Here is an 11,530-nt window from a genome sequence, read left to right on the forward strand (position 1 = left end):
GTCACCAGGGGAGAACCATGCGTGAACGCCGCTATCCCTCGGACATGACCGACCCCGAGTGGGCGCTGATCGAACCGCTCCTTCCGCTGCCCGCGAGTGAGACCCCGCTGGGAGGCCGGCCGGAGAAGCACCCCCGCCGGGAGATCGTCGACGCGATCCGCTACGTGGTCGACACCGGCTGCAAATGGAGGGCCCTACCTGCGGACTTCCCGCCCTGGAGGACCGTTTGGGGGTTCATGGCCCGCTGGGCGGCGGCCGGGGTCATCGGCCAGATCCGTGACGCACTCGCGGGGCGGATCCGCCGGGAGATGGGCAGAGGCCCCAGAGCCGTCGCCACGATCATCGACTCCCAGTCGGTCAAGGCGGCCTCGACCGTCGGGAAGGACAGCCGCGGCTACGACGCGGGCAAAAAGATCAACGGACGCAAACGGCACATGGTGGTCGACACCAAGGGCCTGCCGCTGATGGTCATGGTCACCCCCGCGGACCTCCACGACTCCGCCGCCGCGAAGGAAGTCCTCTTCCGCCTCCGTCTCACCCATCCCGAAATCACGCTCGTCTGGGCCGACCGCGCTTACGCGGGCAAGCTCGTGACCTGGGCTAAGAAGTATCTGAACCTCACGATCAAGACGATCTCCCGGCCCAAGGACACCACCGGATTCGTCGTCCTTCCCCGCCGCTGGGTCGTCGAACGATCACTCGCCTGGATGATGAACGCCCGCCGCCATGCCCGCGACTACGAGCGGCTCATCCAGCACTCGGAAACGCTCATTACCTGGGCCGCCATCACGCTCATGACCAGACGCCTGGCCACGATCATGGGACGTCGTCACTCAGCAGGGCCTGCGGCCGGCGTCTGACGCGCCGGTGGGGCCGGCCACCGGCCGACCCCACCGGAACCAGCGGCCGGTCAGTCCTTCTCGTACTGCGCGAGTGCGAGTCCGAGGCCGAAGAACGTCGGCGCCCACTCACCCACGAAAATCCCCCACCGGTCAGCACGGTCCGTCCCCGCTGCCTCTCCCTTGACCGAAGCCGTCCACGACAGGAACGACAGCCCGATCGAGACCACAGCAGCCGTATAGGCGTGATCACTACGCAAACCCGCCTCGTGCAACTTCTTGATGATCATGACCAAACTCCTCTGACGGAGATCTGCAGACACTGCCACCGTCACCCCCGCCCGGCATAACCGCTCACTCCGCACCACCAAACGGGTGACCCCAAAGGCAGCGCTCACAGCCCTCGCCTTTGAAAACAGCTTCTGAGCTGCGAATCAGCTTGACTCGAACCCCAAAACTTGAGAGTATTGTCTACGTCGAAAGGGGGCGGGAATCCCCTCTCGGCGCCGGGCCCCGGGGCCCACACCGAACCACCTCAACCGAAGGAACAGCCACGATGACCAGCACTCCGCGACTCGACAGCCTCGCGGCCGGCGGGACCAACAAGGTCCCCGACGGCATCCGTCTCGCCGACGGGCACATGCTCACCCTCAACGTCGCCCCCGGTGGCGCCACGGCGGAAGTCTTCCTGTTCCCGGGCCTGGACGCCCCCGGCACGGAGGCGTGGGAGAACGAGGACCAGTGGGAGGTCTGGCTGACCGGCGGCGAGTTCGGCGACGGCTCGCTGTACCTGGACGTTCCGATCGAGGCCGTGCGCGACCTGATCGTGCAGCACGGCGGCGAGCACGAGAACCAGGAAGCCCCGTACGCCCCGGAGAAGCCCGAGACGGCGGAGGCCATCGCGAGCCGCGCCCTCACCGAACGGGGCATCACCGCCCACCGTGACGACGACGCCGGGAACACATGGCTGGTCATCGGGCACAACCAGACCCGCAAGGGCTTCCCGCGCATGCTCGCCGAGCCCTACGTCGTGCTCTACCTCTACAGCAACGCCGACGACGAGGAGATCACCGTCGACCGGGCGCCCGCGACCGGCGACGAGTGGACCGTGCTCGCCGGTGACGGCACCGGCGCCGAGCGTGAGCTGATCACGCGCCCCGCCGACCAGTTCGCCGACTGCGTCGAGGCCATCGTCGCGTGGCTCGCCGCGCCGCAGGTGACGCCGTCCCGGACCGAGTGAGACCGGGGCCAGTCCGGCGGGGGAGGGGGGCGGGAATCCCGCTCCCCCGCCGGGGGCCCGGCACGACCACACCGAACACCTCAACCCGAAGGAACTTCCCACCGTGATCACTGCCATTGAACGCGCCAACGCCATGGCGCTCCAGGTCTTCATCGCCGCCCACCTCCACAACGGTCGCGTCGTCACTCACGACCTGGTGGACGCCGTCATGAGCCGCGACGCCGGTACGGAGCAGGGGCAGGCCAACAAGGAGCAGGTACGCCGCATCATCCGCAAGCGCGCCGAGCTGGAGCGTGTACGGGTCATCTTCACCGAGGACGAGCGGTACTGGGCCATCCGCGAACAGCTCCACCACATGAGCGCCGACGAGGTTCACGCGCTGCGCGACGAGATCACCGAGGGCGGCGACCGCGACCCCCGCGGCTGGGACAAGGCCCTGACGAACGCCATCTCCGTCCGCCTGTCCAACCGGCCCACCCCCGCCCGCCTGTACGGCTGCAAGCCCGTCTCCGTCCGTCTGTGGCGCGAGCCGCGCCCCGAGTCGGCCCCCGCCGTCCCCGCGGCCGCCGACGACCGCAAGCACGTCCGCATCGTCGACGGCCGCACCCCCCAGGTCATCCCGACCCGTGACGCCCTGGACGAGATGAACCACGCGATGATGGGCGGCGCGCGCCACGTCCGCGAGATGTCCCACGCCCGTTCCTGGGCCCGCATCGTTTACAAGGACCGTGAGCGCGGCACTGTGGAGCTGCGCCCCGCCACCCCCGAAGACCTCGCTCCGGTGGCCGGCCGCGACGCCGCGCCCCTCTTCACCGCCCTGGCCGCGCACGAGGCGTGCGGGTTCGGCCGGACCCCTCGCGACCTCGCCGACCTCGCCGGGCACCTGCTTGTTCTCGGCAAGGTCACGCCTGCCGAGCAGCGCCCGGCCGTCGAGGAGGCACACGCCGCCGTGGAAGGCGCGTGGGAGGCCCTTCGCACCGCCCACAGCCTCACCGCCCGCAGCGCCGCCCGCGACCGAGGACGCACCTCCGTCGAGCAGGCCCGCGCGGCGATCCTGGCCGTCGCCCCGCACGCCCACCGGATGCACGGCACGGACATGCCCGCCACCGCCGAGGAAATCCGCGCCGCCGTCCTGGCCTACAACGCCGCCGAGGGCACCCCGGAGGAGCTGTCCGCCGCAGCGACCGGCACGCCCGTCATCCGCGTGCACTGCCGTAGCGACTCCGGCACCGGGTGGACCGCCACCGCGGTCATCACCGCCGGTATGGAGTCGTCCGTGGGCCACGTCCCCGCTCACCCGCCGATCGTCGTGGAGTTCCGCAAGCGCGACGGCCGCCTGGACGCCGCCGAGAACGCCCGGCGCATCCTCGGCCCCCGCTTCCGAGTCGCCGTCCCCGTCGACTTCGTCCTCGACCGCCGCGCCTGACACGCCCCGGCGCCGCCCGCACCGGTGGGCGGCGCCGCCGTCCCGGACCGAGTGACCGGGGCTAGTCCGGCGGGGGAGCGGGGCGGGAATCCCGCTCCCCCGCCGGGGGCCCGGCTCGAACCGACCACACCGAACACCTCAACCAGGAGATGACCGTGACGAAGAAGCCCTTCACCCCGCCGTGCGCCGCCGGGTGCGCCTCTGCCCAGATGGAGCTGTTCGCCGCGTCGGCCGCCGCGCCGGCCGCGCCCGCGGAGTACGTCGAGTTCGACTTCGACGCCCACGACGTTGTGGTCGTCGGCGACAGTGGCGGCAAGGACAGCGGGGTCACGGTGCACGAGGTCTGCACCCGCGCCGACAAGGCGGGCCAGCTCCACAAGGTCCGCATCCTGCACTGCGACCTCGGCACCACCGAGCGCGGCCACCTGGTCGAGTGGCCCGGTGCGCTTGAAGTCGCCCGTGCGCACGCCAAGCAGTACGGCGTCCCCTTCGCCGTGCGCCGCAGCAAGCTGTGGGGCTCGCTGTGGCAGCGGATTCGCTCCCACGGCAACTGGCCGGGCCACTTCGCGCGCTACTGCACGAGCGACACCAAGACCGCGGTCGGCCGCGACTACGTGGACGAGGTTGGCGCCGAGCTGCGGCTCGGGCGTCCGGTCCGCGCCGGGTACGCGATGGGCATGCGCGCCGAGGAGTCCCGGGCCCGCGCCAAGAAGCCGGTGCTGGAGCGGAATCGCATGTCCGGCAAGGGCACGCTGCGCGTCGTGACGACGTGGCTCCCGGTCCACCAGCTCAGCACCGAACAGGTCTGGCAGGTCCACCGGGAGAACGGCATCGAGCACCACGAGGCCTACGACCAGGGCATGCGGCGGCTGAGCTGCCGGGCCTGCCCCCTCGCGCACACCGACGACCTCGTGCGCAGTGCGCAGCTCAACCCGGCGCTGTTCGAGGAGTACGCCGAGGCCGAGGCGGAGATGGGCCACCAGTTCAAGAAGTCGATCAGCCTGTGCGAGATCATCGAGCGCGCCCGGAGCTGACGGTCGCGGCCGGCGGGGGAGCGGGGCGGGAATCCCGCTTCCCCGCCGGGGCCGGGCAGCACACCGAACCCCTCAACTCTCGAAGGACCGCAGCATGGACCACGTCATCCGTCGCCCGCAACGCACGCTCACGCCCGAGGAGCACGAGACCGTCCGGAGCACCGCCCTCCTGAACTTCCAGGGCGGCTTGATCATGGGCATCATCGACCCGGTGCCCAACCCCTCGCCGATGAGCGAGGACGAGGGTGCGTGGGTCCGCGAGCAGGTGTGGCCCGAGTTCATGACGGAGATCGACCGCAAGTACCCGTTCGGCTTCTGGCGCTGGTCGATGTGCGAGCGCGGCACCTGCTGGAACTGTCTGGCGAAGCGCTGCGACCTGTGCGTCCACCGCCAGGAGGGCGGCCCGCACGTGGACGACAACACCGACTGGGTGCACGACACCCGCGGGCGGGGCGTCGCCAAGGTCATCGTGCGGCCCGACGACGCGCCGTGCGTGTGGTGGTGCCGGTGCCCGTGCGCCAAGGACGGCCCGGCCCCCGACGGACCCGCGCGGCGCCGGCGGCGGGCGAAGCAGTCGGCCACGGCGAAGTCCGAGGAGGAACCGGCGCGGGAGGACAGCGCCGCGCGGCCGGAGAGGAGTGCCGCCCCGCGCCAGGGCCGCCGCGTCCCCGAGCCCGTGGGCGAGGCGCAGTACACCCTGTTCTGACGGCGGCCGGGGCCACCTGGAGCCGGACGTCGAGCGGCCCGGCGGGGCGCAAAAGCGTGGGAATCCCGCCGGGCCGTGCGGTCCGGCCACCGAGGGCCCTCAACAGACCCATAACCGAACCAGTCACCATCGTATCCACGACCGAGACCACCAGGAGCACACCCGTGAAGACCGTCGACGGCCGCCAATGGGCGAACCGCGAGGACCTGATCGAGCACAGCGGCTACGGCGGCACCACGCTGAAGAGGCTGTGGCGCGACCGCCGGGCCAACGGCCACCCCGACGCCCGCGAGATCGACGGCGTCATGCACTGGGACCTGGAGAAGTGGGACGAGTGGTTCGCCCAGCACCGCGAACGGCCCCGGGACCTGTCCGGCATCGACCGCAGCGGCGACCCGGACGAGCAGCTCCCGCCAGCGGGGCAGGCCCGCGTGCTCGGCGTCGACCCGGCCCGGATCACCCAGTACACCAAGAACCCGCCGCCGGAGTGGCCCGACCCGGTCCACGTCGAGGAGCTGCGCACCCGCACCCGCGAGTACCGCACCCGGGCCCAGCTCTGGGAGTGGGTCGACAACCCGGTCAGCGGGTTCGGCACCAAGGGCGGGCGCCCTTCCGGCTCCGGCGTCAAGACCGGTGAGGAGAAGGCGGCCGCCCGCATCCGACTGGCCGTCGAGGCGCTTGCCGCGATGCCCGGCCGGAAGGCCGGCGAGGTGGCCGCCGTCCTCGCCGAGCGCCACGGCCAGTCTGTCGACACCTGGAAGCGGGTCATCACCCAGGCCCGCAAACAGGCCCAGCAGTAGGCACCGCACCCGACACCGGCCCGCGCACCCCGCCACCCGTGGGGAGCGCGGGCCGACGCCGTACCCGCCGCCGATCCGCCCGGAGCGCAACCCCACCTCTTAAGAGGTGAGTTCGTGGTGCGGCCAGTCGCCGCGTACCGGTCCAGGCAGCGGGGGCTCCGCCCCCACACCCCCGGCCCTCTCTCGGAGGGGGTGGGGGGAGCGCGGTGAACTGCGGGCCGGTGGGGGGTGATCGGTGGTGGGGTCGGGGGTCTCCCTCCCCGGACGGGCCCCCGGAGGGGACCACAGCCCGCGCCGGGCCGCCAGGCCAAGCCGCTACGCGGTCGCCTTCGGCGAGCCTGGCACCCCGACACGGCCCGCGGTCGGCTGCGCCTGCCCGACCGAGGAGGGAGCCCCCCGACCGGCCCGTCGTACGGCGCCGCCGGAGGGGAGGTGAGCGACCCCGGAAACCTCTTCAAAAAGGCCTCTGACCTGCGGTTTTGCTGGGTGTCGGGGGTTGACTCGCATCCCAAAACTTGAGAGTATTGTCTACGTCGGAAGGGGGCGGGAATCCCCAACCGGCCACCGGGCCCCGGGCCCACACCGAGAAACCTCAACGATCAAGGACGGTCATGGTGAGCACCCCTGTGCGCGACGCCGCCCCCGAACCGGCGCTGGATGAGGACGGCCGCCCGTACGCGAACGGCTTCCGGCCGGCGGTGCTGGAGTGGGACGGCTGGACGTGCGCCGACTGCATCGTCTGCGGCACCGGCACCGAGTGCGCCGACTGCCAGGCCTGCACCGACTTCGCCTTCCCCTACCCGCCGCACTGGGCCCGGCCGTGGGCCGAGGGCGACCCGGAGCGCGGTATCGAGATCTTCGGCGGCCCGGGCGGCATGTCCGCCGGTCGCAACCTGGTCGACAACGGCGGCGACTGGGTGCTGATCGAGTGGAACCGCGACGCCGCGGCGACCGCCCGGGCCGCCGGTCACTGGGTGGTCGAGGCCGACGTCCGCACGCTCGACCCCCGCCACCCGGCCCTGCGGGGCGTGCGCCGCTTCCACGGTTCCCCGCCCTGTCAGACCCTCTCCGGCGCGGGCAAGCGCGCCGCGTGGAACGCCGCCGAGGTCGCCGAACTCCAGTCGGTTATGTGGCAGGCCAGCGAGGCCTTCGGCTTCCTGGAGGTGGACGACCTGTGCAGCCTCTACGGCGGCCCCCACGGCTACTTCGGTGACGTCCTGGACGGCATGGAGGACCACCCCGACGCCGACGGCTGGGGCGAGCTGTGCGGCGGCGGCCACCTGCCCCCCTGCATGAGCCCCGAGGACTTCCGGAAGTGGGCGGCCAGCGCCGTGAGCGACGAACGTACGGCGCTCATGGCCGAGATGCTGATCTGGCCGATGTGCCTGGTCCAGATCGGCGCCCCGCTGATCTCCATCACGATGGAGCAGAGCGCGAACCTGCTCAAGCAGTCCCCGGCCCTGGCCGAGGCGATCCAGTCGGAGATCACCAGCGTCGAGGGCTTCGGGTGGGCATGGTGCTCGTGGCAGGTCGCCGACGCCGCCGACTTCGGCGCGGCCACCCACCGCGAGCGCGCGTGGATGGTCGCCACCCGCTACAAGTGGCCCCGCTACGCGGACCACGTGGACGGCGACGAGGCGGCCCGCGCGATGTGGGCGCACGTCCTCAAGCGCACCGGCGCCCTGCCCGACTGGACGCCGGATCTCGACCGCCGGATCGACCCCTACCAGGGCCGCCCCGCCCTACCGAAGGTGACCGTCGCGACCGCGCTCAACCTCCCGGAAGACTGGTGGGCCGACACCCGAGGCAAGCGCGGCATCAACCCGGAGACTGGCAAGCCCAAGGGAGGCGGATCGTTCCCGCTCAACGACGTCGGCCCGTGCGTCACCGCCCCCTGGTACGGCATCAAGTTCCGCCCCGCGCACGTCCCCCAGGGCGAGGGCACCCACACCATCACCCTCCCCGAACTCGGCGCCCTGGTCGGCTTCCGCCGGGACTACCCGTGGACCTACATCCCGCCCCGCAAGAACGCCCGCGGCGTACGGAACATCGCCCAGATGATCGCCGACCCGGTGAGCCCCTTCATCGGCGCCGCCGTCTCCGCCGCCGTCCAGGGTGAGGACTGGTACGAGCCGACGGCCACCTACCAGGCCACGCTCTACCGACTGGACGAGCAGGCCGCCGACACCGACCCGGCTGCACTGCCCGCCCCGCGCACCGAAGACCGGGCGATCGAGCAACTGGAGCTGTTCCCCGCAGCCTGACCCACCCTCACGACGAAGCCCCGGCGGGCCACTGAAGATCAGTGGCCCGCCGGGGCTTTCCGGTCCCCTTCGGGTACTCGACCCGGAGACCGGTGTCCCCGGATGCTCGCGCACCGGTACCGTCCTGAGTGCGACGTCAGAACGGAGTCCATCATGGCGCACGACGCTGAAAATGGCTCGCCCCAAACGTTCGGCCAACGGGTCCGACGCGAACGCGAGCGGAAAGGCCAGACGCGACCGGTGCTCGCCGGTCTGGTCGGCCGCAGCACGGAATGGGTCAAGGCGATCGAGAACGACCGACTCGGCATGCCACGCCTGCCGCTACTTCTGCGCCTCGCGGAGGCGCTCGGCGTGGACGACCTCGCCGCCCTCACCGGCGACGAACGCATTGCGGCCGCCACCTACACCAAGGCCGCCCACCCCGCACTGCTGCGGGTGAAGGAGTCCCTGACGACCTACGACCTGCTCAGCCGGGACGAGGAGCCCGCGCCGGCCGCAGCGCTCGCCACCCGGGTACAGAACGCGTGGCAGGCCTGGCACGGTTTCGGCGACCACCGCAGCCGTGTCGCCAACGTGCTGCCTGCCCTGCTCGCCGACCTCCGGCACGCGGCCCGCACCCACGAGGGCGCCGACCGGCGCCGGTCCCAGGTGCTGCTCGCGCAGGGCTACCACCTGGCCCAGCTCTACCTGAGTTTCCAGCCCGCGCCCGAGCTGGTGATGCTCACCGGCGACCGGTCCATGACGATGGCTCAGGATGCCGACAGCCCACGCGCCATGGCCGCATCTGCGTGGTACCTCAGCCACGTCTTCCGCGACGCTGGAGAGCGGCACGAGGCGCGCGTCGACCTGGCCATGAAGTCACTCCGGCTGCTCGACCCGGAACGCGGACCGGAGGACATCGCGCTCGGCGGACTGCTGCACCTGGCCGCCGCCCTGTCGTTCGCGAAGGTCGGCCAGAAGGGCAACGCCGAGCGGCACTGGGACCGCGCCGACGCCGCCGCCAAGCGACTCGGCGACGGGTACGTGCACCCGTGGCTGATGTTCGGCCGGGGCATGGTCGACGCTTACGCGATCACCATGAACAACGACCTCGTGCGGTCCGGCGCGGCGGTCGACGCGGCCACGCACATCGACCTCGGCTCGATGCAGAGCGCCACCCGCCGCAGCTTCCACATCATCGAGACGGCCCGCGCCTACAGCCTCGCGGGCGAGTCGGTGGCAGTGGTGCACCTGCTGAAGAAGGCCTACGAAGCGAGCCCCGAGACCGCCGCCTACAACCTGTTCGCACGCGGTACGGCGGCGGAACTGGCGGAGAGCGGCAACGCGATCATCCGGGACGACGCCCGCGGCCTCGCGCGTCAACTCGGCGTGGCCGCCTAGGGGTACAACTTGTACCCCTCCGCAAGGGGGTAGCGACTGTACCTGTCGCTACCCCCTCCGGCTTTTACGGTCGTGTCTCGACCATCCGCTACCCGAGGTCTGGCGATGACGACCGGCATGACCACGAAGCCCCGCGCGTCGGGATATCCCGGCTACAGCGAGACGATGACGCGTACGCCCGAGACGGTGGAGAAGGCGCGACGCTTAACGCGTGTGGCCCTGTGCGCCTGGAACCTGGACGACGCGGAGGACAGCGCCGCACTGCTGATGTCGGAACTGTTCGCCAACGCCGTCCGGCACGCTCGCGGTGAGTCCGTCCGAGTCATCATCGACCGCCCCGAGGCCGACCGGATCTACGTGGCCGTGGTCGACCGCGCGCCCCGCCATGTGCCGGTGCTGCGAGAGGCGGCGCCGGACGACATCAACGGCCGCGGACTGGCGTTGGTCGACGAGATGGCGGACCGGTGGGGATACGACCTGATGGGCTCTGGACGCGTCCCGTGGGGCAAGCGTGTCTGGGCAGAGATGAAGGTGGCGCGATGAGCGAGACCAACACCAACACACTGCCGTCGGTCGGCGACGAGGTGGTGGAGGGAAAGACCCGGGCCGTCGTGACCGACGTGCGCGGCGGTGTCGTCTGGCTCCGGCACCTGACGGGCGGCACTACGGAGTGGCCGGCGGAAGACCCGAGGCGGCTGAAGATCAGGCGGACGCGCGCCGAGATGATCGAGGCGGGAGACCTGTGAGGTCCCGTCCCAGCAGCGGGCCGTAGCCCGCACTCGAACCCCGCTGCCCGCGCCACCCCCGTCGCGGGCAGCGGCCGGAAGCGGCGCCCCGGAACCCCACCCGTGAAGGGTTCCGGGGCGCCGCTGTGTTCCAGTTTTCTGGAATGATCCGCCCTCCCGGCCGCACCCGCACGACGACCCGACACCCCGCCCGAAGCCCGGGGCGCCGACCCTTTTTCCTCCCTCCCCGTGGAGGCCTTTCCCAAGGTCGAGGGACGGAGTGTCAAGGTGGAGCGCCCGCACCGCAGGCGCGTCCGTGAGGAACGAGCGGACGGGGCGAGGAGCGGACGTACGACCTTGACGCGGAGGAGTCCGGCCGGACACTGGAGAGGCCGGGGAGGGATGCGTGCACAACGCGAAGGGCCCCGCACAGCGGGGCCCTTGTATGTTCGTTCGTCACGGTCAGGCGGAGACGCTCCCAGCGCCCGCCGCAGCAGTCTCGCCGCTGCCTTCCTGCCCGGGGATCGCAGCCGCCGGCGAGGGCCCCGAAGGCTCCGGCGCGGAGGCCTCCGGTGCCTTCCTCGCGGCCTCCCTCTTCGCCGTCGACCGTCGACCCCGCGGACGACCCTTCGGACGCTTCGCCGGTTCCTCGGCGCCGATCGCCGTCAGCTCCTCCGCGGTCCAGCCCGCCGCCTCCGCCGCGACGAAGGCCTCCGCGTACGGCGCGTCCAGCTCTGCCAACTGCCGCTGAAGTTCCTCGCGCTTTCCCAGGATCTCCGCCAGCGGCTCGAAGGCCTTCTCGCGCGCCGCCTGGGCTTCCCTCATCTTCTGCATGAAGTCGTGTGCACTCGCCATGCCGTGATCGTACTGGCACGACTCGGACGGCGGCCGCGCGGGCGGGCCCGTCACCGCAGGCCGCAGGGGTTTTTGACGGGTGACCATGTGCACGGTGTGCGCTTCCGGATGGCATCAGCTACCGGAAGCAAGGTAGTGCTTACTGGGCCCAGTAAGCGGCATCCCCGGGCGCCCCTCCATTAGGGTGGCGGCCGGTGATCATGGGTCCGAGCACGGACCCGGGGGAAGATCGGAAAGGGCTGTGGTGGCAGAGCCAGCAGC

General features: G+C 71.4%; 11 protein-coding genes and 1 pseudogene. 10 read left to right on the plus strand and 2 right to left on the minus strand.

The window, feature by feature from the left end; all coding sequences use genetic code 11:
* Positions 1 to 17: 17 nt before the first annotated feature.
* A pseudogene (locus QC283_RS37375) lies at positions 18 to 809 on the plus strand (IS5 family transposase); the annotation flags it as partial.
* A 101-nt stretch (positions 810 to 910) separates the two neighbouring features.
* On the opposite strand, the gene QC283_RS37380 reads toward QC283_RS37375, so the two are convergent.
* The gene (locus QC283_RS37380) at positions 911 to 1,129 is read right to left on the minus strand and encodes a hypothetical protein (RefSeq protein ID WP_031031882.1); all 219 of its coding nucleotides are present in this window, start codon (positions 1,127 to 1,129) and stop codon (positions 911 to 913) included.
* A gap of 266 nt (positions 1,130 to 1,395) precedes the next feature.
* On the opposite strand from QC283_RS37380, the gene QC283_RS37385 reads away from it, so the two are divergent.
* The 9 genes from QC283_RS37385 (at position 1,396) to QC283_RS37425 (ending at position 10,435) form a co-directional block, all read left to right on the plus strand.
* Positions 1,396 to 2,079 carry a hypothetical protein gene (locus QC283_RS37385; protein WP_279566238.1) on the plus strand — a complete coding sequence of 228 codons (684 nt, stop codon included), beginning with the start codon at positions 1,396 to 1,398 and terminating at the stop codon, positions 2,077 to 2,079.
* A gap of 103 nt (positions 2,080 to 2,182) precedes the next feature.
* Positions 2,183 to 3,505, plus strand: coding sequence for a hypothetical protein (locus QC283_RS37390; RefSeq protein ID WP_279566239.1), 1,323 nt, complete (start codon positions 2,183 to 2,185; stop codon positions 3,503 to 3,505).
* Between the two features lie 155 nt (positions 3,506 to 3,660).
* Positions 3,661 to 4,539 carry a phosphoadenosine phosphosulfate reductase domain-containing protein gene (locus QC283_RS37395; RefSeq protein ID WP_279566240.1) on the plus strand — a complete coding sequence of 293 codons (879 nt, stop codon included), beginning with the start codon at positions 3,661 to 3,663 and terminating at the stop codon, positions 4,537 to 4,539.
* A 94-nt stretch (positions 4,540 to 4,633) separates the two neighbouring features.
* On the plus strand, positions 4,634 to 5,245 hold the full coding sequence (locus QC283_RS37400) for a DUF6248 family natural product biosynthesis protein (RefSeq protein ID WP_279566241.1): 612 nt from the start codon (positions 4,634 to 4,636) through the stop codon (positions 5,243 to 5,245).
* Positions 5,246 to 5,409: 164 nt separating this feature from the next.
* Positions 5,410 to 6,045, plus strand: a complete 636-nt coding sequence (locus tag QC283_RS37405) for a hypothetical protein (RefSeq protein ID WP_279566242.1) — start codon at positions 5,410 to 5,412, stop codon at positions 6,043 to 6,045.
* A gap of 611 nt (positions 6,046 to 6,656) precedes the next feature.
* Entirely contained in the window at positions 6,657 to 8,309 is a 1,653-nt protein-coding gene (locus QC283_RS37410) for a DNA cytosine methyltransferase (protein ID WP_279566243.1), read from the plus strand.
* Positions 8,310 to 8,462: 153 nt separating this feature from the next.
* Positions 8,463 to 9,689 (plus strand): helix-turn-helix domain-containing protein, encoded by a 1,227-nt coding sequence (locus QC283_RS37415; protein WP_279566244.1) that lies wholly within the window; start codon positions 8,463 to 8,465, stop codon positions 9,687 to 9,689.
* Between the two features lie 117 nt (positions 9,690 to 9,806).
* Positions 9,807 to 10,232 carry an ATP-binding protein gene (locus QC283_RS37420; protein WP_279566245.1) on the plus strand — a complete coding sequence of 142 codons (426 nt, stop codon included), beginning with the start codon at positions 9,807 to 9,809 and terminating at the stop codon, positions 10,230 to 10,232.
* The gene (locus QC283_RS37425) at positions 10,229 to 10,435 is read left to right on the plus strand and encodes a hypothetical protein (protein WP_279566246.1); all 207 of its coding nucleotides are present in this window, start codon (positions 10,229 to 10,231) and stop codon (positions 10,433 to 10,435) included. Before QC283_RS37420 ends, QC283_RS37425 begins: the two co-directional genes overlap by 4 nt.
* Positions 10,436 to 10,876: 441 nt before the next feature.
* Here the strand turns inward: QC283_RS37425 and QC283_RS37430 are convergent, their stop codons facing one another.
* Positions 10,877 to 11,269, minus strand: coding sequence for a hypothetical protein (locus QC283_RS37430; protein ID WP_279566247.1), 393 nt, complete (start codon positions 11,267 to 11,269; stop codon positions 10,877 to 10,879).
* Between the last annotated feature and the right edge of the window lie 261 nt (positions 11,270 to 11,530).

This window comes from Streptomyces sp. DH41, assembly GCF_029813785.1.
Classification (GTDB): Bacteria; Actinomycetota; Actinomycetes; order Streptomycetales; family Streptomycetaceae; genus Streptomyces.